The 25,213-nt window shown below is 73.1% G+C and carries 20 protein-coding genes; 18 read left to right on the forward strand and 2 right to left on the reverse strand.

What is annotated here, in order from left to right; all coding sequences use genetic code 11:
• The first annotated feature begins 1 nt into the window (after position 1).
• From treZ to ACQP1P_RS31365, 4 genes are all read left to right on the forward strand, one after another.
• Positions 2-1,702, forward strand: coding sequence for a malto-oligosyltrehalose trehalohydrolase (treZ, locus tag ACQP1P_RS31350; RefSeq protein WP_433076280.1), 1,701 nt, complete (start codon positions 2-4; stop codon positions 1,700-1,702).
• Positions 1,703-1,792: 90 nt separating this feature from the next.
• Positions 1,793-2,401 carry a hypothetical protein gene (locus ACQP1P_RS31355; RefSeq protein WP_433076282.1) on the forward strand — a complete coding sequence of 203 codons (609 nt, stop codon included), beginning with the start codon at positions 1,793-1,795 and terminating at the stop codon, positions 2,399-2,401.
• A gap of 506 nt (positions 2,402-2,907) precedes the next feature.
• On the forward strand, positions 2,908-3,258 hold the full coding sequence (locus tag ACQP1P_RS31360) for an ArsR/SmtB family transcription factor (RefSeq protein WP_433076284.1): 351 nt from the start codon (positions 2,908-2,910) through the stop codon (positions 3,256-3,258).
• Positions 3,248-4,138, forward strand: a complete 891-nt coding sequence (locus ACQP1P_RS31365; RefSeq protein ID WP_433076286.1) for an SRPBCC domain-containing protein — start codon at positions 3,248-3,250, stop codon at positions 4,136-4,138. Before ACQP1P_RS31360 ends, ACQP1P_RS31365 begins: the two co-directional genes overlap by 11 nt.
• Here ACQP1P_RS31365 and ACQP1P_RS31370 read toward each other — a convergent pair.
• Positions 4,036-6,408 carry a GH116 family glycosyl-hydrolase gene (locus ACQP1P_RS31370; RefSeq protein WP_433076288.1) on the reverse strand — a complete coding sequence of 791 codons (2,373 nt, stop codon included), beginning with the start codon at positions 6,406-6,408 and terminating at the stop codon, positions 4,036-4,038. The two genes, ACQP1P_RS31365 and ACQP1P_RS31370, sit on opposite strands and share 103 nt — an antisense overlap.
• A gap of 98 nt (positions 6,409-6,506) precedes the next feature.
• Between ACQP1P_RS31370 and ACQP1P_RS31375 the strand changes: the two genes are divergently transcribed.
• From ACQP1P_RS31375 to ACQP1P_RS31415, 9 genes are all read left to right on the forward strand, one after another.
• On the forward strand, positions 6,507-7,472 hold the full coding sequence (locus ACQP1P_RS31375; RefSeq protein ID WP_433076290.1) for a LacI family DNA-binding transcriptional regulator: 966 nt from the start codon (positions 6,507-6,509) through the stop codon (positions 7,470-7,472).
• A gap of 149 nt (positions 7,473-7,621) precedes the next feature.
• A complete protein-coding gene (locus ACQP1P_RS31380; protein WP_433076292.1) occupies positions 7,622-8,941 on the forward strand; it encodes an ABC transporter substrate-binding protein in 1,320 nt (439 codons plus the stop codon).
• Between the two features lie 13 nt (positions 8,942-8,954).
• Entirely contained in the window at positions 8,955-9,893 is a 939-nt protein-coding gene (locus tag ACQP1P_RS31385; RefSeq protein WP_433076294.1) for a carbohydrate ABC transporter permease, read from the forward strand.
• Between the two features lie 17 nt (positions 9,894-9,910).
• Positions 9,911-10,717: a carbohydrate ABC transporter permease gene (locus tag ACQP1P_RS31390; protein ID WP_433076296.1), complete on the forward strand. Its 807-nt coding sequence runs from the start codon at positions 9,911-9,913 to the stop codon at positions 10,715-10,717.
• Positions 10,717-11,307, forward strand: coding sequence for a hypothetical protein (locus ACQP1P_RS31395; RefSeq protein ID WP_433076298.1), 591 nt, complete (start codon positions 10,717-10,719; stop codon positions 11,305-11,307). Before ACQP1P_RS31390 ends, ACQP1P_RS31395 begins: the two co-directional genes overlap by 1 nt.
• Positions 11,304-12,155: an alpha/beta hydrolase gene (locus ACQP1P_RS31400; RefSeq protein WP_433076300.1), complete on the forward strand. Its 852-nt coding sequence runs from the start codon at positions 11,304-11,306 to the stop codon at positions 12,153-12,155. Before ACQP1P_RS31395 ends, ACQP1P_RS31400 begins: the two co-directional genes overlap by 4 nt.
• Positions 12,149-13,120 (forward strand): LacI family DNA-binding transcriptional regulator, encoded by a 972-nt coding sequence (locus tag ACQP1P_RS31405; protein WP_433076302.1) that lies wholly within the window; start codon positions 12,149-12,151, stop codon positions 13,118-13,120. The genes ACQP1P_RS31400 and ACQP1P_RS31405 overlap by 7 nt, the downstream gene beginning before the upstream one ends.
• Entirely contained in the window at positions 13,117-14,574 is a 1,458-nt protein-coding gene (locus ACQP1P_RS31410; protein WP_433076304.1) for an FGGY-family carbohydrate kinase, read from the forward strand. The genes ACQP1P_RS31405 and ACQP1P_RS31410 overlap by 4 nt, the downstream gene beginning before the upstream one ends.
• Before the next feature lie 19 nt (positions 14,575-14,593).
• Entirely contained in the window at positions 14,594-16,231 is a 1,638-nt protein-coding gene (locus tag ACQP1P_RS31415; RefSeq protein ID WP_433076306.1) for a fucose isomerase, read from the forward strand.
• A gap of 407 nt (positions 16,232-16,638) precedes the next feature.
• Here the strand turns inward: ACQP1P_RS31415 and ACQP1P_RS31420 are convergent, their stop codons facing one another.
• Positions 16,639-18,282, reverse strand: coding sequence for a substrate-binding domain-containing protein (locus tag ACQP1P_RS31420; protein WP_433076307.1), 1,644 nt, complete (start codon positions 18,280-18,282; stop codon positions 16,639-16,641).
• A 230-nt stretch (positions 18,283-18,512) separates the two neighbouring features.
• Here ACQP1P_RS31420 and ACQP1P_RS31425 point away from each other — a divergent pair, with 230 nt between their 5' ends.
• The 5 genes from ACQP1P_RS31425 to malQ all read left to right on the forward strand — a co-directional run bounded on the left by ACQP1P_RS31425 (position 18,513) and on the right by malQ (position 25,120).
• Positions 18,513-19,568 (forward strand): hypothetical protein, encoded by a 1,056-nt coding sequence (locus ACQP1P_RS31425; RefSeq protein ID WP_433076309.1) that lies wholly within the window; start codon positions 18,513-18,515, stop codon positions 19,566-19,568.
• Complete coding sequence (locus tag ACQP1P_RS31430; RefSeq protein WP_433076311.1) at positions 19,565-21,205, forward strand: VWA domain-containing protein; 1,641 nt, start codon at positions 19,565-19,567, stop codon at positions 21,203-21,205. The genes ACQP1P_RS31425 and ACQP1P_RS31430 overlap by 4 nt, the downstream gene beginning before the upstream one ends.
• A gap of 69 nt (positions 21,206-21,274) precedes the next feature.
• Positions 21,275-22,162 carry a polyphosphate kinase 2 gene (ppk2, locus tag ACQP1P_RS31435; RefSeq protein WP_433076313.1) on the forward strand — a complete coding sequence of 296 codons (888 nt, stop codon included), beginning with the start codon at positions 21,275-21,277 and terminating at the stop codon, positions 22,160-22,162.
• A gap of 111 nt (positions 22,163-22,273) precedes the next feature.
• Positions 22,274-23,128, forward strand: a complete 855-nt coding sequence (locus ACQP1P_RS31440) for an MEDS domain-containing protein (protein ID WP_433076315.1) — start codon at positions 22,274-22,276, stop codon at positions 23,126-23,128.
• Positions 23,129-23,404: 276 nt separating this feature from the next.
• On the forward strand, positions 23,405-25,120 hold the full coding sequence (malQ, locus tag ACQP1P_RS31445) for a 4-alpha-glucanotransferase (protein ID WP_433076316.1): 1,716 nt from the start codon (positions 23,405-23,407) through the stop codon (positions 25,118-25,120).
• Positions 25,121-25,213 lie beyond the last annotated feature (93 nt).

Here is a 25,213-nt window from a genome sequence, read left to right on the forward strand (position 1 = left end):
CATGGAGTTCCGGGTCTGGGCGCCGTCCGCGCGCCGTGTCGTCCTGCACAGCGGGGACGCCGCGATTCCCATGACCGCCGACGGCCAGTGGTGGACGGCGCAGGACCCGTCGGCCGGCCACGGCACCGACTACGGCTTCGCGCTCGACGACGCCGGGACGGTGCTGCCCGACCCGCGCTCCCGGTGGCAGCCGGGCGGGGTGCACGGGCGCAGCCGGGTCTACGACCACGCCCGCTTCGCCTGGGGCGACGCCGGCTGGACCGGGCGCCAGCTCGCCGGGAGCGTCGTCTACGAGCTGCACGTGGGCACCTTCACGCCGTCGGGGACGTTCGACGGGGCGATCGAGCGGCTGCCGTACCTGCGCGACCTGGGCGTCGACCTGGTCGAGCTGCTGCCGGTGAACGCCTTCAACGGCGAGTACAACTGGGGCTACGACGGCGTCGGCTGGCACGCGGTGCAGGAGAGCTACGGCGGCCCCGACGGGCTCAAGCGGTTCGTCGACGCCGCCCACCGGGCCGGCATCGGCGTGCTCATCGACGCCGTCTACAACCACTTCGGCCCGTCCGGGGCCTACGCCCCGCAGTTCGGCCCGTACCTCTCCACCGGCGCGAACACCTGGGGCCGCTCGCTCAACCTCGACGAGGCCGACAGCGGCGAGGTGCGCCGGTTCATCATCGACAGCGCGCTGCAGTGGCTGCGCGACTACCACGCCGACGGCCTGCGCCTCGACGCCGTGCACGCGCTGGTCGACCGCGGCGCGACCCACCTGCTCGAGGAGCTCGCGGCCGAGGTCGACGCGCTGTCCGCGGCGCTGGGCCGGCCGCTGACGCTCATCGCCGAGTCCGACCTCAACGACCCGAAGCTCATCACGGCCCGGGAGGGCGCCGGCTACGGCCTGCACGCCCAGTGGGACGACGACGTCCACCACGCCCTGCACGCCCTGCTGACCGGGGAGCGGCAGGGGTACTACGGCGACTTCGGCAGCCCCGAGTGCTTCAAGACGGTGTGGGAGTCGGCGTTCTTCCACGCGGGCACCTGGTCCTCGTTCCGCCGTCGCGTGCACGGGCGCGCCGTCGACCGCGCGCGCATCCCGGGGTACCGCTTCGTCGTCTGCCTGCAGAACCACGACCAGATCGGCAACCGCGCGACCGGGGACCGGCTCACCGCGACCCTCTCCCCCGGCCTGCTGCGCGTGGGCGCCACGCTGCTGCTGACCTCCCCGTTCACGCCGATGCTGTTCATGGGCGAGGAGTTCGCGGCCCGCACCCCGTGGCAGTTCTTCACGAGCCACCCGGAGCCGGAGCTGGCCGCGGCCGTGGCCGACGGGCGCCGCGAGGAGTTCGCCGCGCACGGCTGGCCCCCGGGCGACGTGCCCGACCCGCAGGATCCGGAGACGTTCGCGCGCTCCCAGCTCGACTGGGCGGGCATGGACATGGAGATGCTCGAGCTGTACCGGCGGCTGATCGCGCTGCGCAAGTCCCTGCCGGGCCTGTCGGACCCGCGCCTGGACCGCGTCCACGTCGTCCACGACGACGGGGTCCTGCTGATCCGCCGCGGCGAGCAGACGGTGGTGGCCAACCTGACGGCCGACCCCCGCACGGTGCCGCTGCGCGCCGAGTGCGTGCTGTTCGCGACCGACGAGGCGATCCTGCTCCAGTCCGACCTGCTGACCCTCCCCGGCGAGTCGGCCGCGATCCTTTAACGGCTCCGGCGGTCGCGAACCCGCCGCCATCCGTACGAAACGACCGATAGGCGACAGCCCCGGCGGCGGTCCCGGCACCACAATGCGATCATGACGAGCTTCATGCCGCGCGGCAGCCGGCGCCATGGCGCACTGCTGGTCGCCGCGACCGTCGTGGTCTGGCTGGTCGCCGGCGTGGCGGTCGCGCTGGGCGGCTGGATGTGGTGGGCGGTGGCGGCGCTGCCGATCGCGGCCCTGCTCGTCCCGCCGATCCTGCTGTTCCGGCTCAGCGGCGAGCGGATGTGGCCGACCTGGGTGGCGTTCGGCTTCGTGCTCGTGCTGCTGCTGACCGCCTACGCCGGGCCGGGCGACTGGTACCTGCGCGCCGCGGGCACCCGCACCACCGCGACGGTCCGCGAGGTGTCCTGCCCGGCTCCGACCCGCGACGTCCGCAACGACCGGTGCCTGTACAGCTACAAGCTCTACGACGCGTCCGGCGCCCTGCTGCCGGGCGAGTTCCGCGACACGGTCGAGTACGAGTACGGCAGCCCGGTCGACGTGGTCGTCGATCCGCGCGGCCTGCTCGGCCCCCGCCTCGCCGCCGACCTCGACAGCCGGGTGTTCGACGTCCTGGCGCTGGCCGGTTTCGCCGGCTTCGCCGCGACCGTCGCCGCCGCGACCGCCCTCGGCCGCCGGGCCCCGAAGCGGCCCGGGCGGTAGCCCCACGCCGGGCCGTGGAGCGGCTCGGCGGTCAGCTGTCGCAGCCCGCCAGCATCTCCCGGCCCGCCGGCGCCAGGGCGAGGCCCGGCGGCGCCGGGGCGGCCGTCGGCTGGGGCAGCCTGGCCGCCGCCGATGAGCGTCACGCCCCACGCCGGGCCGTGGAGCGGCTCGGCGGTCAGCTGTCGCAGCCCGCCAGCATCTCCCGGCCCGCCGGCGCCAGGGCGAGGCCCGGCGGCGCCGGGGCGGCCGTCGGCTGGGGCAGCCTCGCCGCCGCCGATGCGCGTCACGCCCCGGCCGCAGCGCGGGCACCACGGCCGCGTCCCACACCTCGGCCGGGTCGGTGAACGGGGCCGCTCGGCGCCCGCGGCCGGGTCGAAGCGGCACCGGCGCGCGGACCGGCGATCGGAGGGGCGGCCTCGATTCGCGCGGGGGACTCCCCTTGACCACACCCCCGACGAGCTGCTTAAGTAACCAAGAGGTTAGATAACCACTTGGTTAGGTACGCGATGAGCACTGATCGGCTGAGCATGACCTTCGCGGCCCTCGCGGACCCGACGCGCCGGGCGATCCTCGCCCGGCTCAGCGCGGGCGAGGCGACCGTGAAGGAGCTGTCGGCGCCGTTCGCGATGAGCGGGCCCGCGATCTCCAAGCACCTGCGGGTGCTGGAGCAGGCCGGGCTGATTTCGCGCGGGCGGGAGGCGCAGTGGCGGCCCTGCCGGCTGGAGGCCGGGCCGCTGCGGGAGGTCGCCGCGTTCGCCGAGGAGTACCGGCGTTTCTGGGACGAGAGCTACTCGCGCCTGGACGCTTATCTGCAGTTTCTTCAGGACGACATCAGGGAGCCGGACGATGAGCACTGACACGCTGGGCGTGACCGGATTCGAGCTGGACGGCGAGCGGGGGGTGCGGATCACCCGGGTCGTGGCCGCGCCGGCCGGGCTCGTGTTCGACGTGCACACCAGCCCCGAGCACCTGCCGCACTGGATGGTCGGCCCGCCCGGCTGGACCATGGGCGTGTGCGAGATCGACCCGCGGCCGGGCGGGGCGTTCCGGTACGTCTGGAGCACCGCGAGCGGCGAGGAGCTGACGATCTCGGGCACCTTCGAGGAGGTCGAGCGGCCGCAGCGGCTGGTGAGCACCGAGGCCTGGGCGGGCTGGCCCGCGACCCGCAACACCCTGACGTTCACCGACCTCGGCGGCCGGACCCGGATCACGACCCACATCACGTACCCGTCGGCCGAGGCCCGCGACAACGCCCTGCGCAGCGGGATGCGCGAGGGCATGGAGGCCACCTACGCGAACCTGGACTCCTACCTCGCCGGGCAGTTCACCATGCGGCTGGAGCTGGTGCCGATCCCGGTCGCCGACGTCGACGCGGCCCGGGCCTTCTACGCCGACCGGCTCGGCTTCCACGTGGACCACGACATCGAGCCCGGCAACGGCGCCCGGATCATCCAGCTGACCCCGCCCGGCTCGGCCTGCTCGATGCTGCTCTCCAAGGGCCTGCCCGGCATGGACCAGGCGCCCGGCGTCGTGCACGGCCTGCACCTCGTCGTCGACGACGTCCGCACGGCCCGGGAGGCGCTGCTCAAGCGGGGCGTCGACGTCGGCGAGGTGCAGGACATGGGCGGCATCCTCTACGCCGGGTTCGCCGACCCGGACGGGAACTCGTGGCTGCTGCAGGAGATCCCGCCGTCGGCGGCGACCTCGAGCGAGCCCCAGGACGTGCCGGCCACGTAGGGATAGCGGCCGGGGCGCCGGCCACGCGTCCAGGCCGTCAGCAGCGACCAGCCCGCCATGGCGCGCACGTAGTGGTCGCCGCACTCGATCTCGTTGAACGGGTTGCGGCGCGTGCCGTCGTAGCGGGCCCGCACGCCGCGGACGATCGCCAGGCCCTCCTCGTCGAGGCCCTCGTACAGGCAGTGGGCGGCCACCTGGTACTCCACGCCGGTCCACACCTCGTCGCAGTAGCGCAGCGGGACCGCCGGGCGCCCCCCGTGGGGCCAGGTGCAGACCACCAGCCCGGTCTCGTCGCCGTCGGCGAACTCCCGATAGCCGTGTTTCGCGAAGCCACGGCGCAGGTTGTACCGCACGATCGACCGCAGCGCCGTGCGCACCCGGTCGACGGGCAGCAGGTGGCCGAGGTCGAGCTCGTGCGCCCACCACTGCCCGAGCAGCTGGTCGGAGAGGCACCCCGCACCGAAGGCGTAGAACTCGCCGTTCCACAGCAGCGCGTCGTACGCCTTCGAGGCGCGCTCGAAGCGCTCCCCGAACGCCGGCCCGCCGCCCATCTCCTGCATCGCCCGCAGCGCCGCCAGCCACAGCCCGCCGACGAACATGTTGGGCTCGTGCAGCGAGATGTCGTACGTGACCGGCTGATCCCCGCGCAGGACGCCGTCGCCTTCCCTATCCCACGTGTCGGAGACATAGGACATCAGCGAGACCAGGGCCGGCCACCGCGCGCGCAGCCAGTCGGAGCCCGCCCCGTCCTGGACCGAGCGGTAGGTCTTGAGCACCGCGCCCAGCATGCCGTCCAGCGCCGGGCGCTCCGGCCCGCCGATCGGCACCCCGTGCAGCTGCGGCAGGTACAGCGGCAGGACGACCCGGTGCGGGATCGACCCGTCCGGGGCCTGGACGGCGAACTCGGTCTCGCGCATGTCCCGCCCGGCGGACGGGAACAGCCGGGCCAGGGCCTGCTCGTAGTTGAGCACGTGGTTGCAGTTGAGCGGGCAGGAGCCGCCCGCGTCGCCGTTCCAGTTGCGGGTGGAGGCGCCCAGGGCGCCCTCGAAGGCGAACGTGCGGCCGTCCGCGGTGCGGAACACGCTCGGCGAGCGCACCAGGGCGGGCTGGGCCGCGATCGTCTCCCGCAGCGGCTCGGGCAGGTCGCTGCCCGCCACCGCGTCGGCCCACGCGCGCGACGCGGCGTCGAGCCGGTCGCGGTCGGCGAGGTAGGCGTCGAGCACGTCGAGGGCGCCGCCGAACCGGGTCGCGTAGTGGTTGCCGACCCAGAAGCGGGCCGGGCCGTACGCGTGCTGGGGTCCGAAGCGGTCGAAGTCGGCGTACCGGTTCGGGAACCACCACGCGTGCACGATGTCGATGGTCGTGGACTCCCCCGGCCCCAGCGCGAACGCGGCCGCGACGGCGGCGTCCCAGGTGTGCCCGGCCGGGCTCGGGCCGCTCGGCGCGCGCATCGGCGACGCGCCGCAGGCCAGGGCCGCGCGCAGGGTGGCGTCGGAGTAGTCGCCGAGCTGGGTCGGGGCGACGAGGCGCACGGTCTCGGCGAAGCGCAGCAGCGCGTCGGCGTCGTGGGCGCGCGGCAGGACGGCGGCGGGCGCGTCGGTCCACAGCAGCAGCTCACCGGCGGCCGGGTCGTCCTCGGCCAGGCCCGGGTGGTCCATGAGCACGCCGGACTGGCCCGGCCGGCGCAGCAGCCGGTTGACGTTGCCGCCGTAGCCCGCACCGCGGGTGCCCCGGATCGGGGTCACACCGTCCCAGCCGGCCGCGTTCTGCAGCGTGCCGAGCAGGAACCCGTGGCGGAACTCGGCGCTGTCGTTGCGGATCGTGAAGCGGAAGCGGACCAGCGGCAGCGCGCTCGCGTCGGCGTCGAGCGGCACGAAGGGCGTGTGCGCCTCGAGCGCGACGGCGACGGGCAGCGCCGGGTCGCGGTAGGTGACGGTCGCGAACGGGTAGGCCGCCTCGAACGTCGTGTCGGCCACGAACGGCCAGCGCCAGGGCTCCCCCGCGTCCGGCACGTCGGCGTCGGAGACGTTCGCGGCCGGGCGCGGGTGGGGCGCGATCGGGGCGGCGCGCAGGAGGCGCACGACGTCGTCCGGCGGCTCCAGGGAGGAGACCCGCAGCGCGAAGAACGAGTCCGGCAGCAGGCCCGTGTGGTTCGGCGGCCCGTTGAGCTGCCACTGCCGCAGCGCCCCGTCCCCGCACAGCGCCACGTGCCCCGTGCCGAGCCCGCCGAGCGGGAACGCCACCGCGCGCCGAGCGTCTCCGACGTACACAAGATCCTCCGCGTGTCAGAAGCCGAACCCGTGAAATCGATTTCACGGAAGGTAGATCCTGCCTCCCCGTCTGTCAAGACGCCCTAGAGTGTGGCTCCATGGCCACGATCTACGAGGTGGCGGCGCTGGCTGGGGTCTCGCCGGCGACCGTCTCGCGCGTCTTCAACGGCAACACCGTGTCGCCCGAGAAGCAGCGGGCCGTGCGCGACGCCGCCGCCAAGCTGGCCTTCACGCCCAACAAGACCGCCCGCCGGCTGCGCAAGCAGAGCTCCGAGGTGGTCGCCCTGCTCATCCCCGACATCGAGAACCCGTTCTTCACCGCGCTCGCCCGCGGCGTGGAGGACCGGGCCCAGGCGGCGGGGTTCTCCGTGGTGCTGTGCAACACCGACGACGACCCCGCCAAGGAGCTGCGCTACCTGCAGATCGCCGCGTCCGAGCAGATGGCGGGGGTGATCCTGGCGCCCGCCTCGGACGAGGCCGACCTCGGCGCGATCGCCTCGCTCGGCCGCCCGGTCGTGGCCGTGGACCGCACCACGCCCTACCCGGTCGACGCGGTCAAGGTCGACAACCGGGCCGCCGGCATCGCGGCCACGACGGCGCTGTTCGACGCCGGGTACCGCCGCATCGCCTGCATCGCCGGCCCCGTCGGCATCGAGGCGACCGAGGACCGCTTCCTGGGCTGGCGGCAGGTCATGACCGCGCGGCGGGCCGCGGTGGCGGAGGGTTTCCTGCGCCACGCGAACTTCCGCGCCGACGGCGGCCACGCGGCGATGCGGCAGCTCCTGGCCCTGCCGGAGCCGCCCGACGCGGTGCTGACCACGAACAACCTCATGGGTGTCGGCGCGCTGCAGGCGCTCCTCGAGGCCGGCGTGGACCCGGCGAAGTTCGGGCTCGCGGTCGTCGGCGAGCTGCCGTTCATGTTCCTGACCCCGCCGGCCGTGGTGCAGGTCCGGCTGCCCGCCCGCCACCTGGGCACGACCGCCGCGACGATGCTGCTGGAGCGCCTCGCCGGCGACGCCCAGCCGCCCCGCACGATCGTCCTCCGGGCCGATCTCGCCCCGTGACTGCAATCGATACCAGCAGAGAAGTTCCCTGATCAGAGCCACCATGACGAGTCTGTGGAGGGGTCCTTGACGAAATCGATTTCTTGGACTTCACTGTGCCCACCGCACCGCCTCCCAACCGCCTCCCAATCCGAGAGGGACGCAGGCTCATGAACACCCCGTTACGCAAGTTCGCGCTGCTGTGCGCGACCGCCGCGCTCGCGGTCTCACCCTTGGCGGGCTGCTCGAACGACGACCCCGGGGCCTCCGGCGGCGACAGGTCGCTCGAGATCGTCTACTGGAACTACGGGCCGGCCGCGGAGGCCGGCAACAAGGCCACGGCCGACGCCTTCATGGCCGCCCACGCCGGCACCAAGGTGACGCTCACCCCCGTCACCGGTGAGAACTGGGGCACCTACTACGCGAACGTCGCCACGCTCATCGCCTCCGGCAAGCGCCCCGACGTCATGGTCATCTCGGGCGAGGGCGCCCAGTTCGTGCACGCCAACAAGCTCGTGCTGCCGATCAACAAGTACCTGGAGTCCGACGCCGAGGCCAAGACGCTCACGGGCGACATCGCCAAGGGGCTCATCGACGGCTTCACGGTCAAGGGCGACGTCGTCACGCTGACGTACGGCTGGAACGACATGGTCGTCTACTACAACACCGACGTGTTCAAGCAGGCCGGCGTGGAGCCGCCGAAGGCCGACTGGACGTGGGCCGACTTCGAGGCGACCGCCAAGAAGCTCACCGCGGACACCAACGGCGACGGCAAGCCGGACCGGTACGGCTTCACGTGGGCCAGCAACGAGATCTTCCCCGGCATCATGCCCTGGGTCGCCAACGCCGGCGGCAACCTCACCAGCGCCGACGTGTGCCAGGCGACCGCCGACTCGCCCCAGGTCAACAAGGCCGTGTCGTTCCTGCGCAACCTCATCACCGAGGGCGTCTCCCCCGCCCCGATGCCGATGAGCGACGTGTTCACCCGCTTCCAGAACGGTCAGGTGGCCATGTTCGGCGCCGGCCGCTGGCCCATCGCGACCTTCCTGCCCGCCGGGTTCAAGGCGTTCGACATCCAGCTCTACCCCAAGGGCGACACCTACAAGACGGTCTTCGGCGGCGCCGGCTACCCGATCCTGAAGTCGTCCAAGAACCCCGACCTGGCCTGGGAGTACCAGAAGTTCACGGTCAGCGAGGAGATCGAGAAGCAGTACGTCGGCACGCCCGACAAGCCCGGCGACTCCATCCCGTCGCGGCGCTCGCTCGCCCAGACGATCTCGAAGGTCGGTGTGCCGCCCGCGAACTCCGACCTCTACTACGACAGCATCGACAAGTACCCGACGCTCGTGCCGTACCCGGCGCCGGCGAAGTACAGCGCCTTCGAGTCGACCGTCCTGCGCCACCTGCAGCTCATCTTCGCGGGCGAGGCGAGCGTCGCCGACGGTCTCAAGAACATGCAGGGCGAGCTGAGCAGCATCGTCACCTGCTGAAATGGCTGACCTCATGACAACTGGCACCATCCCCCCGGCCGCGGTCGTCGCCGACCCCGGCCGGGGGGTCCCCCGCCGGCGACGCCGGGACGGGCTCGCGGCCCTGGGGTTCCTGTCCCCGTCGATCGTGACGTTCCTCGTCTTCGTGTTCGCCCCGACCGCGGGCGTGCTGTACCTGAGCTTCTACGACTGGAACCTGCTCAGCGACGGCGAGTTCGTGGGCCTGGCCAACTTCGACCGGCTGGTGCACGACGAGCGGCTGCTCGGCGTGTACGGCTCCACGACCTCCATGGCCCTGGCGATCCTGGCCGTGAACGTCGTCTTCGGCCTGCTCCTCGCGGTGCTGCTGGAGACGCGGATGCCCCGCTGGCTGCGCGGCTTCTTCCGGCTGTCGTTCCTGTTCCCGTTCGTCGTGTCGGCCTCGGCGGTCGCGCTGATCTGGCGGTTCCTGCTCAACAAGGACCTCGGCCTGGTCAACTACCTGCTCGGGCTGCTCGGCGTGGACCGCGTCGACTGGCTCGGCTCCTCGGCCTTCGCGCCGGTGTCGGTGATCGTGGTCAACTCGTGGAAGACGATCGGGTTCTCGATCCTCGTCTACATCGCCGGGCTGCAGGCCATCCCCGACGCGCTCAAGGAGGCCGCGATCGTCGACGGGGCCAACGCCTGGACCCGCTTCTGGCGCATCACGTTCCCGATGCTCTCGCCGACGATCTTCTTCCTCGTCGTCATCAACACCATCAACTCGTTCCAGATCTTCGCCGAGCCGCGGGTGCTGACCCAGGGCGGGCCGGGCGACGCCAGCCGGACGATCGTGGAGTACCTCTACGACCGCGCGTTCGGCGACTTCGACCTCGGCTACGCCTCCGCCATCGGCATCACCTTCATGCTGGTGCTCATCGTGCTCACCGCGATCCAGTTCCGGCTGTCAAGAAGATGGACGTTCTACGATTGAGCCGCATCCTGTCCCGCGTGGCGACGTTCACGATCCTCGTCATCGCCGCGCTCGCGATCACCGCGCCGTTCCTGTGGATCTTCCGGGGCGCGTTCTCGGGCTCGGACGCGGAGCTGTACCGGCTCCCGCCCACCTTCGACCCGGACAACCTCACCACAAAGAACTTCGGCAAGGTCACCGACCAGGTGCCGTACGTGCGCTTCTTCCTCAACTCGATCATCGTGTCGACCACGATCACGCTGGCGCAGCTCGTCACCTGCTCCACCGCCGGCTACGCGTTCGCCCGGCTGCGCTTCCGCGGCAAGGGCGTGCTGTTCGCGGTCGTCATCGGCTCGCTCATGATCCCGATCCAGGTGACGATCGTGCCGCTGTTCCTGGTCATGTCGAAGCTGCAGCTGACCAACACGCTGTGGGCGCTGATCCTGCCGGGCGTCTTCAGCGCGTTCGGCATCTTCCTGCTGCGCCAGCACTTCCTCGCGCTGCCGTTCGAGCTGGAGGAGGCGGCGAAGCTCGACGGCGCCGGGCACCTGCGCACCTTCCTGCGGGTGATCCTGCCGCTGTCCGGCCCGTCGATCGCCACGCTGGGCATCCTGTGCTTCACCTACTGGTGGAACGACCTCCTGCTGCCGCTGGTCATGATCAGCGACACCGAGCGGCAGACCCTCCCGGTGGGCCTGGTGCTGCTGGCCGGGCGGTTCTCCACCGGCTCGCTGGGCACCATCGCGGCCGGCATCGCGATGGCGATCGTGCCGGTCCTGGTCGTGTTCATCGTGGCCCAGCGCTACATCGTGCAGTCGATCGCATCGAGCGGATTGAAACTCTGATGGACAACACCACCCTCCCCGGGCTCGCCTGGTCCGCCGCCACCGCCTTCTGGCACGAGCTGCCCCGCAACCTCGGCGCCGGGCTGCTGCTCGGGCTCAGCGCGGTACCGCTCGGCGCCGCCCTGCTCGCCGGCGCGCCCGGCTGGGTCGCGGCCGCGGCGACGCTGCCGGTGACCCTCGCGCTGACCGGGCTCGCCGCGCTCACCGCCGGCGAGCACCCGCGGGCGGCGGCCATGGTCAGGGTCGACCCGGTGCTCGCGCTGCTGCTCTCGGTCGCCGGCCTGGCGCTGCTCGCCCCCTGGGGCGTGGTGCCGGCCGCGGCCGTCCTGATCGTCGGGCCCTACGCGCTCGCCTACGGTGCGGTTCGGGGCAAGCGCGGCCTGGCGGCGCTGCGCGGCGGGGTCATCCTCGCCGCGTACCGCCCCGCCTGGGCCCTCACCCTGACCGGGCTGACCGTGCTGGGCGCGTTCGCCGCCGCGGCCTCGGCCGGCGTGCTCGCCCTCGTCGCCGCCCCGCTGCTGCTGACGATCGCGGGCCGGCAGACCGCCGCGCTGCTCGACGAGATCGACGCGCTGCGGGCGAGCCGATGATCCCGCTCACCGCGCACCTGCCCGGCGGGCCGCTCTCGGTGGCCGCGGTACGGGCCCTCGACGACCGCCTGCGCACGCTCGTCCCGCCCGCCGTCGCACCGCGGGTCGTGGACGCCGGCGGCGTGGCGCTGCGCGTGCACGGCACCGGGCCCGCCTGCGTGCTGTGGCTGCACGGCGGCGGGATGTTCCTCGGCGCCGCCGAGTACGACGACGCGTTCTGCTGCGACCTCGCCGCCGCGCTCGGGGCCACGGTCGTGGCCGTGGACTACCGGCTCGCCCCCGAGCATCCGCACCCGGCCCCGCTGCACGACTGCCGCACGGCCCTGGCCTGGTGCGCGGCCCGTCACGAGCGGGTCGTCGTGGCCGGGGGCAGCGCCGGCGGCGGGCTGGCCGCGGCCCTGTGCCTGCTGACCCGCGACGAGGGCGGACCCGCGATCGCCGCCGCCCACCTCTACTACCCGATGCTCGACGACCGCCACGAGACCCCGAGCGCCGCCGAGAACGCCGACGCCCCCGTCTGGAACCGGCGCCTGGCCGACGTGGCCTGGGCGGCGTACCTCGGCGGCCGGCCCGCCGACGCCTACGCCGCCCCCGCGCGCGCCGGCGACCTGCGCGGGCTGCCGCCGACCTACCTCGACACCGGCGGCCTCGACCTGTTCCGCGACGAGGACGCCGGCTACGCGCGCCGGCTCGCCGAGGCCGGGGTGCCGACGGTGTTCGAGCTGGTGCCGGGCGGGGTCCACGCGTTCGAGGTCTACGACCCGGACGCCGAGGCCAGCGTCGCCACCCGCGAGCGGCGCCTCGCCGCGCTGCGCCGCAGCCTGCGCGAGGACTTCCGCACGTGGTGACCATCTACGAGGTGGCGGCCCGGGCCGGTGTCTCCCCCGCGACCGTCAGCCGGGTGCTCAACGGGGCCAGGGTCTCCGCCGAGTCCGAGCGGCTCGTGCGGGCGGCCGCCGCCGAGCTCGACTTCACGCCCAACCGCACCGCCCGGCGCCTGCGCGGGCAGCACTCGGCGGTGATCGGCCTGATCATTCCCGACATCGAGAACCCGTTCTTCACCGCGCTCGCCCGCGGGGTCGAGAACCGGGCCCGGGCGGCCGGCTTCTCCGTGGTGCTGTGCAACACCGACGAGGACCCGGACCGCGAGGCGACCTACATCGACATCGCGCTCGCCGAGCACATGGCCGGCGTGATCCTGGCCCCGGCCGACGACGCCAGCGACGTGAGCCGGCTCGTCGCGCACCGCCGGCCCGTCGTCGCCGTCGACCGCAGCCTGGCCCGTGCCGACGTCGACGCGGTCACCGTGGACAACCGGGCCGGCGGGCGCTCCGCGGCGGAGTCGCTGTTCGCGGCCGGCTTCACCCGGGTCGCCTGCATCACCGGGCCGAGCTCGGTGGAGACCGCGCAGCTGCGGATGGCGGGCTGGCGGCAGGCGGCGGCCCGGCACGCGGGCGAGGACTACCTCGAGGACCTGCTCCGCTACGCCGACTACCGCGTCGACGGCGGCCGGGCGGCGATGGCCGAGCTGCTCGCGCTGCCCGAGCCGCCGGACGCCGCGGTGGTGGCGAACAACCTGATGGCCGCGGGGGCGCTCGACGCGCTGCACGACGCCGGGCTCGCCCCGCCCGGCTTCGGCCTCGCGGTCTTCGGCGACCTGCCGTTCGCGTCGTTCGGCCGCCGCGGCATCCGGGTCGTGGACGTGCCGGCGCGCGAGCTCGGCGAGGCCGCGGCGGCGTTGCTGCTGGAGCGCATCGGGGGCGACGCCGGCCCCGCCAAGACCGTGGTCCTGCGGACGAGGGAGCAACGATGACCCTGGTGCTGGGCGTCGACATCGGTACCTCCAGCAGCAAGGGCGTCCTCGTCGACGCCGACGGTGCCGTGGTGCGCACCGCGGTGCGCGAGCACGACGTGGACCGGCCGCACCCGGGCCACGTCGAGATGGACGGCGCGGTGTGGTGGGACGAGTTCGTCTCCCTCGCCGAGGAGCTGACCGCGGGCGTCACCGTCGCCGCCGTCGGGGTCAGCGGCATGGGCCCGTGCGTCCTGCTCACGGACGCGGCGGGCACCCCGGTGCGCCCGGCGGTGCTGTACGGCGTCGACACCCGCGCCACCGCCGAGATCGCGGCGCTCACCGAGCGGCTGGGCGGCGCCGACGCGATCCGGGAGCGCTGCGGCTCGGCGTTGTCCTCGCAGGCGGTCGGCCCGAAGCTGGCCTGGCTCGCCGCGCACGAGCCCGCGGCGTCCGCCCGAGCGCGCAGGCTCTTCATGCCGGCGTCGTGGCTGGCGTACAGGTTGACGGGCTCCTATGTCCTGGACTTCCACTCGGCCAGCCAGTGCACCCCGCTGTTCGACACGCACACGCTGGACTGGCACCGGCCCTGGTCCGAGCTGATCGCCCCGGGCCTGGAACTGCCGCCGCTGGCGTGGCCCGGCGACGTGGCCGGCACCACCGCGCGCGCCGTCGCCGGCATCCCCGCGGGCACCCCGGTGATCACCGGCACCATCGACGCGTGGACCGAGGCGGTCAGCGTCGGCGCCCAGCGCCCGGGCGACCTCATGCTCATGTACGGCACCACGATGTTCCTCGTCGCGACCGTCGACCGGCTCGTGACGAGCCCGGTGATGTGGGGTACCGTCGGCGCCTTCCCCGGCACCCGCAACCTCGCGGGCGGGATGGCCACCTCCGGCGCCGTGACCGCGTGGCTGCGCGGCCTCACCGGCGCCGGGTTCGAGGAGCTGCTGGCCGAGGCCGAGGCGTCCGGCCCGGGCGCGCGCGGGCTGCTCATGCTGCCGTACTTCGCCGGGGAGCGCACCCCGGTCCAGGACCCGGACGCGCGCGGCGTGATCGCCGGGCTGACCCTGTCCCACACGCGTGGCGACCTGTACCGGGCGGCGCTGGAGGCCACCGCGTTCGGCGTGCGGCACAACATCGAGGCCCTGCGCTCGGCCGGCGCCGGCATCTCGCGCGTGGTGGCGGTCGGCGGCGGCACGCGGGGCGGCCTGTGGACCCGGATCGTCTCGTCGGTCACGGGCCTGCCCCAGGTGGTGCCCCAGGTGACCGTGGGCGCCTCCTACGGCGCCGCCTTCCTGGCCGCCTCCTCGGTCTCGCCGGCCGACATCGACCGCTGGAACCCGCCCTCCTTCGTCGTGGAGCCGTCCCCGCGGGCGCAGTACGACGAGCTCTACGCGCTCTACCTCGACCTCTACCCGGCCACCCGCACCATCGCCCACACGCTCGCGGCCCGCCAGCGGCTGCTCGCGTGACATCTCCCGGAGGACCCCGATGAGCACCTACACCCTCCCCGCCGCACCGTCCCGCCCCGCCGCCGAGCCGAACACCGCGTACCTCATCGCCAGCGGCGACCTGCGCCCCGCCGCGAACCGCGCCGGCTGGCCGACCCAGGAGCGGATGGAGGCCGCCGTGGCCGCCGCGCTCGCCGAGCTCGGCTGGCGCGTGCGGCGGGCCCACGACTACGACCCCGAGGCCGGGCACGGGTTCATCTCCAGCCAGCGCATGGGGCTGGAGGTCTTCAAGACGATCCCGCCGGACGCGCCGCTGATCGTGGCGGAGGCGGTGTGGCAGTACAGCCACCACGTCCTCGCGGGCCTGCGGACCCACCGCGGCCCGATCCTCACCGTGGCGAACTTCGCCGGCGACTGGCCCGGCCTGGTCGGCCTGCTCGGCGTGAACGCCGGGATGGCGAAGATGGGCGTCGCCTACTCCACGCTGTGGTCGGTGGACTTCACCGACGAGTGGTTCAAGTCCGGCCTGCGCTCGTGGGTCAGCACCGGCTCGGTGCCGCACGACGCCTCCCACGTGCGCGACCTCCCCGCGCTCGCGGACGGCCCCGAGGTCGCGCTGGGCCGGGCGCTGGCCGGGCAGCTGCTCGCCGACAAGGCCATCATCGGCGTCTTCGACGAGGGCTGCATGGGGATGTACAACGCCATCATCGACGACGAGCTGCTGAACCCGATCGGCATCTACAAGGAGCGGCTCTCGCAGTCCGCGCTGTGGGCCGAGATGCGGCGGGTCCCATCCGAGGAGGCGGACGCGGCCTTCGACTGGCTGGTCGAGCGCGGCATGACGTTCCGGTTCGGCGACGACGAGGAGACCTCGCTGACGCGCGAGCAGGTGCGGTGGCAGCTGAAGATGTACATCGCCGCCCTGCGCATCAGCGACGACTTCGGCCTCGACGCGGTCGGCATCCAGTACCAGCAGGGCCTGAAGGACGTCTGCCCCGCCTCGGACCTCGCCGAGGGCCTGCTGAACAACGTCTCCCGCCCGCCGGTGACCTCCCGCGACGGCTCCCGCGTGCTGTGGGACGGCGCCCCGCTGCCGCACTTCAATGAGGCCGACGAGGGCGTGGCGGTCGACGCGCTGGTCACGAACCGGATCTGGACCGCCATGGGCCTCGACCCGGCGACGACCCTGCACGACGTCCGGTGGGGCGAGGACTACGACGGCCGCTTCGTGTGGGTGTGGGAGATCTCGGGCTCGGTCCCGGCGTCACACTTCGCCACGGGCTACGCGGAGGCGGTCGGCTGGCGGCAGGACCCGGTGTACTTCCCGCTCGGCGGCTCGACCATCAAGGGCATCTGCAAGCCGGGCGAGGTGGTCTGGAGCCGCGTCTTCGTCCAGGGCGGCGCGCTGCACGCCGACCTGGGCCGCGCCTCGGCCGTATCCCTGCCGGACGAGGAGTCGCGGCGCCGCTCGGAGGCCACGACCCCGGCGTGGCCGATCATGCACGCGGTGCTGCACGGCGTGGGCCGCGACCAGTTCATGGCCCGGCACAGGGCCAACCACCTGAACGTGGCGTACGCCCCCGACGCCGCGACCGCGGACAAGGCCCTGCTGGCCAAGGCCGCCCTGCTGTCCGCACTCGGCGTGGAGGTCCACCTCTGCGGCGACGTGAACCTCTAGACAGTGCCGCGGGGCCGGCTGAACCGGACTGCCATCCCGTGATCGGCCGATCCGCGCGACTCGAGTGTGGTGCACTGCCGCCGAGGGCAGCGCACGAACGTGCGACCTCCACTGCGGCTCCGCATCCACGTGCGCCGACCGCGTCGCGAGGGTCGCGGCGGCACGCTCGGGATCGCGTCCGGCCGTCAGGGGCAACGGCCGCGCCGCTGGCCCCGTGGGGTCTGTCGGCATGGCGGCGGGCCCGTGCGAGGAGTGCGTAGTGGCCCGCGGCGCGCCCCCGTTGCCGGTGAGTGCTCACCGGTGCGCGCCGCGGGGCCCCTCCGCGTCGCGAGCGGCGCCGCCGATTCGCAGGGCGGCGCGCTCGCCGACGTTGCCCCTTCCTAGCAAGGGGCGTCAAGGTGGCCGGGCTATTCGTGCAGGCCGCCCGCCACGACGTGGATGAACGCGGCCTGGACGTCGTCGACCTGCTGGGCGTTGTCGACGTACGCGCCCAGCGGCTGCAGCGCCGCCTTCAGACGGTCCGCGGCGTCCTTCTTGCCGAGCACGACCACGCTGATCGTGACCGGGCGCTGCGGGTCCTGCAGTCCCTTGAGCTTCTCGACCATCGCCGACACCGCGGCCGCGTTCGCGCTGTCCTTGTTCGCGTCGTCGGTCAGGATGAAGACCTGGTTGAACATGTCGTCGTGCCAGTCGTCGCGCACGGACTGGTACGCCGCGACGATCGTGTCCAGCAGCCCCGGGCCGGGCTTGTGCGTGGTCAAGGTGTTCACGGAGCGGGTGAAGGCGGCCTTCGACGTGTCGTCCAGGCGGTCCGACGGCAGCAGCTTGCGGTAGCCGCCGGGCTGGCCGGGGCTGATCTCCCACAGGCCGAGGCCGGAGCCGACCGGCATGAGGTCGCCGACCACGCGGCAGCCGGCCTTGAGCACGTCGATCGGGGCCTGCTTGCCCGGTGCGGAGCCGGCCGGGCTCGCGCCGTTGGCCGGGCCGGCCATGTCCACGGCGATGAGCAGGTTGCCGCGGCGGTCCTCGGGGTCCCAGGTCGCGAAGACGTGCTGCACGTGGTGGGCGCCCAGCACGTCGAACGGCGGCGCGGTCGGCTCGGGCAGGGCGGAGCCGCCCTCGAACGGCGGGCGGACCTGGCCGGGGCCGCGCAGGCCGGCGGCGGTGATGGCCTGGCGCACCTCCGTGCGGCCGAAGCTGTCGAGCAGGCGCCTGAGGGCCGCGACGCGCTTCGGGTCGCGGGCCGCCGCCGCGGTGGGCAGCCAGGTGTACCGCATGAGCGCCGTATGGTCCGCCCCCGCCAGGTAGGTGCGGGTCTGCGCGAGGTTCATGATGGGCAGCAGCGCGTACTCCGGGACCAGCCCGACCTCACCCGGCTCGTCCGGGGTCGCGGCCAGGTCGTGGGTCACGGTGCGGGTCACCGTCAGCGTGGTGTTCAGCGCGAGCGAGGAGGCGTCCATGCCCTCCTTGAGCCAGACTGCCTCGCCCACGGCCCCGGCCGCGACCAGGCCGTCGCCCGACAGCGACGGGTCGCGCACGACCAGGCGCACGCCGGAGGACTTCGCGTCGAGCAGCTCGGCGAGGGCCAGCCAGCCGCCCTCCTGCCCGCCCTTGATCCGCGCCGCGGTGGCCTCGTCGGTGACCATGAAGATCGGCGAGGTCGCGAGCGTGGGCGCGGGGCTGTCCTTGCCCGTGGGGGCCAGGAGCCCGGGCGCCGCGACGGTGGCCCAGCTGGCGTCGTCGGGGATCCACACGTCGGCGTTGACCTGGGCGAGCTGGCCGGCCGCGGGGCGTCCGTCGGCGGTGGTGATGTCGAGCTGGATGCAGTCCTTGTCGGCGCGCAGGGTCCGGCCGGCCGCGGAGACGACGGTGGAGAACGAGGACGCGGTCACGACCCGCAGCGTGGTCGGGCACTGGCCGCCGCCGTCACCGGCGGGCGTGTCGTGCAGCACGTACCACCCGGCGCCGGCGACGAGCCCGACGGCGAGCAGCAGCACCAGCCCGCGCAGGACCACGCCGAGCGCGCCGCCCGCCGTCTGATGCCTTCCCATCCGCGCCATCCTCCCCATGACCGACGGGCAGTATGACATCGAGCAAAGCGGATTCAGCCCCTGGCCAGCCGGTCGGCGGCGAGGCTCGGCCATTCGGATGAAGCATTCCCCGCACGTGTCGACGCAGGGTGATGCGCCCGACACGGTGGCGCTCCACTGTGGACGAAATGAACGCCGTCTGAACAGGACATTGACGGACGAAACTTGACGGAGTAGGGCAGGATCGGAGCGTGAAACGGACCGGACCGCTGATCGTCCTGGTGCTCGTGCTGGTCGTCGTCGGCGCCGTCGCCGGGCACCTGCTCGGCCGCGGCGCGGGGCCCGGCGGGGGCGACGTCAAGCAGCTCACCGCGATCGTCGGCTCCGAGAAGCAGCCGTTCTTCGACGACCCCGCGGTGAAGGCGGCCCTGGCCCGGCACGGCTGGGCGGTGCGCGCCGACGCGTCCGGGTCCCGGCAGATGGTCACGCGCACGGCGGGGTACGACTTCGCCTTCCCCAGCAGCAAGGCCGCCGCCGAGGAGGTGCGCCGCCACGCCGACCCCAAGGGCGAGAACGTCGTGGTGTTCTCCTCCCCGCTGGCCGTCGCGACCTTCCAGCCGATCGTGGACCTGCTGGGCAGCGCCAAGCTGGCCGAACGCGACAGCGCCCGGGTCTGGCGGCTGAACCTCAAGGCGCTGGTCGACGCGAACCGCCGCAGCCTGAAGTGGACCGACATCCCCGGCAACACCACGCGGCCCGTCGCGCAGAACGTGCTCGTGGCCACCACCCGGCCGCAGGACTCCAACTCCGCGGCGATGTTCGCCGCGCTGCTGGACGAGGTCACCGGCGGGGACCTCGGCGCGGTCGCGAAGCTCTTCACCGACCAGGGCGCCGTGGACACCACGAGCGAGGAGCCGTTCGAGAGCTACCTGCGCCGCGGGACCGACTTCGCGCCGATGGTGCTCATCTATGAGGCCCAGTTCGTCGACCACGCGGTCAACCAGGGGCTCGCCGACGGGCAGACGGTGCTGTACCCCACGCCGACCCTCACGTGCGAGCACACGATCGTGCCGCTGAGCCCGGACGGCGTCACCGTGGCCAAGCTCCTGGCGAGCGACCGGGAGCTGCAGCGCCTGGCGGCCCAGCACGGCTTCCGGACCGCGGACAGCACGCTGACCGCGCCGATCTTCGCCAAGGTACGGCCCGCCGATGCCGCCCTGCCGGACTCCATCGCCGGCGCCGTGCCCGACCCCGACTACGACACCCAGCACAGCCTGCTGGCGAAGCTTGAGGAGAAGATGGCATGAGGCGGCTCGGCGTCGCGGCTCTGGTTGGTGTCCTGCTGCTCGGCGCGTGCACCGGCAAGCCGAAGGGGTCCGAGCCGGCGGCCGGCGAGGGCCCGTACCTCAAGGGCTCCGGCACCCTGCGCGTCCTCGCCGGCAGCGAGCTCGCCGACCTCCAGCCGATCCTCGACAAGGCCCGCCAGGCCACCGGGGTCGAGGTGAAGCTGCAGGCCACCGGCACCCTCGACGGCGTCGAGAACGTGGTGTCGGGCAACGCCGCCAAGAGCTACGACGCGATCTGGTTCGCCAGCAACCGGTACCTGCAGCTGCACCCCGGCGCCGGGGACCGGATCGGCACCGCCACCAAGATCGCGACCTCGCCGGTCGTGCTCGGCCTGCGCGAGTCCGTCGCCGAGCGGCTGGGCTGGGCCGGGCACCGCCCGACCTGGTCGGAGATCGCGGTCGCCGCCGGCGAGCACAAGTTCACCTACGGCATGACGAACCCGGCCAGCTCCAACTCGGGCTTCTCGGCGCTCGTCGGGGTCGCCGCGGCCCTGTCCGGCACCGGCGCGGCGCTCGGCACCGAGCAGATCGCCCCGCTCACCCCGCGCCTGCGGGCCTTCTTCGCCGGGCAGAACCTCACGGCCGGCTCGTCGGGCTGGCTGGCCGACGCGTTCGCCAGGAACGCCGTGGAGAAGAACGACCACGCCGTCGACGGGCTCGTCAACTACGAGTCGGTGATCCTGTCGCTCAACGCCTCCGGCAAGCTTCCCGAGAAGCTTTCGGTGGTGTACCCGTCCGACGGCGCCGTCACCGCCGACTACCCGCTGACGCTGCTGGCCGGGGAGTCCGGCCAGGTCGCCGAGCCGACGCGGACGAACTACGCCGCGATCGCCGACTACCTGCGCCGGCCGAGCGTGCAGCAGGAGATCATGGCGCGCACGTGGCGGCGGCCGGCGGTGCCCAATCTGGCCCTGGCTGCCGAGTTCGGCCCCAAGGGCGGCGGAAGCCTCCCCGAGCTGCCCTTCCCCGGCAAGCTGGAGGCGGCCGACGCGCTCATCGGGGCGTTCGGCGACGACCTGCGCAAGCCCGCGCGCACGATCTACGTGCTGGACCTGTCCGGCTCGATGAAGGGCGAGCGCATCGAGGGGCTCAAGAACGCGCTCATCGGCCTCACCGGCGCCGACACCAGCCTGTCCGGGCAGTTCAGCCGGTTCAACGGCCGCGAGCAGGTGCTCATGGTCCCGTTCAGCACCAAGCCCGGCCAGGTGAGCCGGTTCGACGTGCCCGAGGACAACTTCCAGCCGACGCTGGAGCAGATCCGGGCCTACGCCGCCGGGCTGAAGGTCTCCGGGGACACCGCGATCTACGACGCCCTGTTCGCCGCCTACGACCAGGCGGCGGCCCTCGCCAGGGACGACCCCGACCGGTTCACGTCGATCGTGCTGCTCACCGACGGCGAGGTCACCGCGGGTTCGCGGCTGGACGCGTTCAAGGCCCGGGTGCCGCAGCTGGCCAAGGTGCCCGTGTTCACGATCCTCTTCGGCGAGGGCAACGTCGCCGAGATGCAGCAGATCGCCGACGTCACCGGGGGCCGCACCTTCGACGCCCGCACGGGCTCGCTGCCGGCGGCGTTCAAGGAGATCCGCGGGTACCAGTGATCTTCCTCGTTGCCCGGTGTTCAAGCCCCGGCAGTGGTCAAATGCCGGGGCTTGGGGTACATCGAAAGGATGACGCAACTCTCGCTCGACGACTACCTGGTCGAGGACGACGACGATGACGACCCGGTGCTGCTGCGCAAGGACGGTCAGCCGGTCGACACGTGGCGGGAGGAGTATCCGTACGACGAGCGGATGACGCGCGCGGAGTACGACCGCACCAAGCGCCTCCTGCAGATCGAGCTGCTCAAGCTGCAGAACTCGATCAAGGACCGGGGCGATCGGCTCGTGATCCTCTTCGAGGGGCGCGACGCGGCCGGCAAGGGCGGCACGATCAAGCGGTTCATGGAGCACCTGAACCCGCGCGGCGCCCGCGTGGTCGCGCTGGAGAAGCCCAGCGAGCGGGAGTCGACGCAGTGGTACTTCCAGCGCTACGTCCAGCACCTGCCCGCCGCCGGCGAGATCGTCCTCTTCGACCGGTCCTGGTATAACCGGGCCGGGGTCGAGCGGGTCATGGGATTCTGCAACCGGGCCGAGTACCTCGAATTCATGCGCCAGGCCCCCGAGCTCGAGCGGATGCTCGTGCGCTCCGGCATCAAGCTGGTCAAGTTCTGGTTCTCGGTGTCGCGCAACGAGCAGCGCACCCGGTTCCTGATCCGGCAGGTGGACCCGGTGCGGCAGTGGAAGCTGTCGCCGATGGACCTCGCGTCGCTGGACAAGTGGGACGACTACACCGAGGCCAAGGAGGCGATGTTCTTCTACACCGACACCGCCGACGCGCCCTGGACGGTCGTGAAGAGCAACGACAAGAAGCGGGCGCGGCTCGAGGCGATGCGGCACGTGTTGAGCCGGTTCGACTACGCCAACAAGGACGCCGATCTCGTCGGCACGCCCGACCCGCTCATCCTGGGTCCGGCCGCGCTCGCCGACGACAAGGCGGACGACGCGCCGCGGCTCTAGCGAAGGTCATCTTCATTGAGTAGCGACACGCCGGTGGGTTGAGTAGAGCAAGTCGGGCATTCACGCCTGCGGCACGCACGGCACGGCATTGCACGTCGTAAAGTGTTGCCCGTGCGGGAGCTTGGGACGGCGTTGTTCGGCAGGCACGTGACGCTGTCCTACTCAGGCGACCACGAGATCCGCGGGCTGCTGACCGACTTCGCGCAACGCGCCGTCACCGCTGGTCACCGCGCCGTGATCTTCCTCGACACCGATTCGGACGACCTGGCCCGGGCGCTGGCGGCCGGCGTGACCGGGGCCGCGCCCGGGCAGCTCAGCACCGTGCGCTACGGCACCGGTCAGACCGGTGCCACGCTCGGGGGCTTCGGCGGCCCGCTGTTCGGCGTGGCGGACATGCTCGACCTGATCGGCCGGCTCGTCGACGGCACGCTGCGGGGCGGGTGGCCGGCGCTCGCCCTCGCCGGCGAGATGACCTGGACCGACCGGCCCGCGTGGACGCCGACCGACCTGTTCGCCTACGAGCACCAGGTGAACCGCTTCTTCGGCGACCCGCGCGTGACGAAGCTGTGCCTCTACGACCGGCGGCGGTTCGGCAAGGAGCTGCTGGCGCGCATCGGGGCGGTGCACCCCGGGCCGCTGCTGGCGTTCACGCTGGGCGGCTGGGGCGCGCACCTGCGGCTCACCGGCGAGCTGGACGCCTCGAACGCGGAGTCGCTGCCGTCGATCCTCGAGCTGGTGGCGGGGTCCGACTCCGTGGTCATGCTCGACGCGAGCGACCTCGACTTCGTCGACGCGGCCGGGGCCGCGCACATCGTCCGCTTCGCCGCGTCGCGCCCGCACCGGCACACGGTCGTGCGCTGCGGCCGCGGGGTGCGCCAGGCCTTACAGCTCGTGGGCGCCGAGTCGGTGCCGAGCCTGGTGCTGCGCGACCGCGTCACCGCCGGCCCGGTCGCCACCGCCCCGTGATCGCGCGTTTCGTAGCTTCGGCATCACGGCCTTGTGCGTTTCGCGGCTTCGGCGCCGCGGGCTTGCGCGTTTCGCGGCTTCGGCGCCGCGGGCTTGCGCGTTTCGCGGCTTCGCGATCGCGGCCTTGCGCGTTTCGCGGCTTCGCGATCGCGGCCTTGCGCGTTTCGCCGCTTCGGCGCCGCGGCCTTGCGCGTTTCGCCGCTTCGGCGCCGCGGCCTTGCGCGTTTCGCCGCTTCGTGATCGCGGCCTTGGGGTAAGACTGGCGACGTGTCGCCTATGTCTGAAGAGTCCCTGGCCGCCGAGGCCGCGGCCCGAGGGGTCGCCACCTGGTACGAGACCGCGGGCCACCGCCGCGTCGACATCGATCCCGAGGTCGTGCGGTCCGTCATGGCCCTGCTCGAGCCGCGGGACGCCGGGGTCACGCCGGCCGCCGCACCCGTTGCGCTGCCCGAGGTGCCCCGCACGTGGGGATGGATGATCCAGCTGTACGGTGTGCGCTCCGCCGCCTCCTGGGGCGTGGGCGACTTCGCCGACCTGGCCGTGTTCGCGCGCTGGGCGGCCCTGACCGGCGCCGGCGCGATCCTGGTCAACCCCCTGCACGCCGTGGCGCCGGTCGACCCGATGCCGTCGTCGCCGTACTCGCCGTCCTCCCGCCGCTTCGTCAACGCCGTCTACCTGCGCGTCGAGGACCTGCCCGAGTACCGAGCGGCGGATGCCGAGCTGCGCTCCCGGGTCGACGCGCTCCGCCCGGCCTCGGCCGACCTGATCGACTACGACACCGTGTGGCGCGCGAAGCGGTCGGCCCTGCAGTTGCTCGCCGCCGAGCTTGCGGATCATGCCGCGGTCTCGGACGTCGAGCCGGCGCTGCGCGACTTCGCGACCTACACCGCGCTCGCCGAGGTCCACGGCGTCGACTGGCGCGAGTGGCCGCAAGAGCTGCGCCGCCCGGGCCCCGCCGCGTACGCCGCGGCCGACCCGAAGCGCGCCGCCTTCCACGTGTGGCTCCAGCGCCGCTGCGCCGAGCAGCTCGCCGCCGCCAACGCGGCCGCGGCGGGCATGGCGGTCGGCATCGTGCACGACCTCGCGGTCGGCATCGACCCGGGCGGCGCGGACGCGTGGACCCTGCAGGACGTGATCGCCCAGGGCGCGAAGGTCGGCGCCCCGCCGGACGCGTTCAACCAGCAGGGCCAGGACTGGGGCCTGGCGACGTGGCGCCCGGATCGCCTGGCGGCGACGGGCTACGAGGCGTACCGAAACCTCCTGCGCGGCATCTTCGAGCACGCCGGCGGCCTGCGGGTCGACCACGTGGCCGGCCTGTGGCGCCTGTGGTGGATCCCGCCGGGCCACGGCGCGGCGCAGGGCGCCTACGTGCACTACGACGCCGAGTCCATGCTCGGCGTCCTGATCGAGGAGGCCGTCCGCGCGGGCGCCGTGGTGGTCGGCGAGGACCTGGGCACCGTGGAGCCGGTGGTCACGCAGACCCTGCAGGCGCGCAACATCCTGGGCTCGGCGGTGCTGTGGTTCACCCGGGACGACGACGGCGCCTTCATCCCCCCGGCCCAGTGGCCCGCGAACGCCATGGCGAGCATCTCGACGCACGACCTGCCGACGGCGACGGGCTTCCTGACCGGCGAGCACGTCCGCGCCCGCGCCGAGGCCGGCGTCCTGACCCGCCCGGTGCCGCAGGAACAGGCCGCGGCGGACCGGGACCGCGCCGCGCTGCTGACCCTGCTGAGCGCCGAGGGCCTGGCGGACGAGACGAGCACGGACGCCGAACTCGTGGTGGCGATGCACCGGCTGCTGACCCGCACGCCGTGCCGCATCGTGCTCGCGTCGCCGTACGACGTGCTCGGCGAACCGCGGCAGCCCAACCTGCCGGGGACTTCGTCGCAGTACCCGAACTGGCGCATTCCGCTGCCGCTCAAGCTCGAGGAGCTGACGGCGGACCCGCGCATGCTGCAGATCGCCGAGATCCTCGACGCCCGGGCCTGAGGAGCGGACCGGCGATCGGCCGCGCAGCCGCCGGGGCGGCTCCTGCCGGAATGCGTCCGTCGCGCGGGGCCCGCGGCGAGCGCTTCGGGCGAT

The sequence above is a fragment of the Dactylosporangium sp. CA-052675 genome, assembly GCF_050947935.1.
In the GTDB taxonomy this organism is placed as follows: Bacteria; Actinomycetota; Actinomycetes; order Mycobacteriales; family Micromonosporaceae; genus Dactylosporangium.

Coding starts and splice junctions, on each gene's coding strand:
- ACQP1P_RS31355 (WP_433076282.1), top strand. CDS start 1,793: ATGACGAGCTTCATGCCGCGCGGCAGCCGGCGCCATGGCGCACTGCTG.
- ACQP1P_RS31375 (WP_433076290.1), top strand. CDS start 6,507: ATGGCCACGATCTACGAGGTGGCGGCGCTGGCTGGGGTCTCGCCGGCG.
- ACQP1P_RS31380 (WP_433076292.1), top strand. CDS start 7,622: ATGAACACCCCGTTACGCAAGTTCGCGCTGCTGTGCGCGACCGCCGCG.
- ACQP1P_RS31410 (WP_433076304.1), top strand. CDS start 13,117: ATGACCCTGGTGCTGGGCGTCGACATCGGTACCTCCAGCAGCAAGGGC.
- ACQP1P_RS31415 (WP_433076306.1), top strand. CDS start 14,594: ATGAGCACCTACACCCTCCCCGCCGCACCGTCCCGCCCCGCCGCCGAG.
- treZ (WP_433076280.1), top strand. CDS start 2: ATGGAGTTCCGGGTCTGGGCGCCGTCCGCGCGCCGTGTCGTCCTGCAC.
- ACQP1P_RS31420 (WP_433076307.1), bottom strand. CDS start 18,282: ATGGGAAGGCATCAGACGGCGGGCGGCGCGCTCGGCGTGGTCCTGCGC.
- ACQP1P_RS31385 (WP_433076294.1), top strand. CDS start 8,955: ATGACAACTGGCACCATCCCCCCGGCCGCGGTCGTCGCCGACCCCGGC.
- ACQP1P_RS31360 (WP_433076284.1), top strand. CDS start 2,908: ATGAGCACTGATCGGCTGAGCATGACCTTCGCGGCCCTCGCGGACCCG.
- ppk2 (WP_433076313.1), top strand. CDS start 21,275: ATGACGCAACTCTCGCTCGACGACTACCTGGTCGAGGACGACGACGAT.
- ACQP1P_RS31400 (WP_433076300.1), top strand. CDS start 11,304: ATGATCCCGCTCACCGCGCACCTGCCCGGCGGGCCGCTCTCGGTGGCC.
- ACQP1P_RS31430 (WP_433076311.1), top strand. CDS start 19,565: ATGAGGCGGCTCGGCGTCGCGGCTCTGGTTGGTGTCCTGCTGCTCGGC.
- ACQP1P_RS31365 (WP_433076286.1), top strand. CDS start 3,248: ATGAGCACTGACACGCTGGGCGTGACCGGATTCGAGCTGGACGGCGAG.
- malQ (WP_433076316.1), top strand. CDS start 23,405: ATGTCTGAAGAGTCCCTGGCCGCCGAGGCCGCGGCCCGAGGGGTCGCC.
- ACQP1P_RS31395 (WP_433076298.1), top strand. CDS start 10,717: ATGGACAACACCACCCTCCCCGGGCTCGCCTGGTCCGCCGCCACCGCC.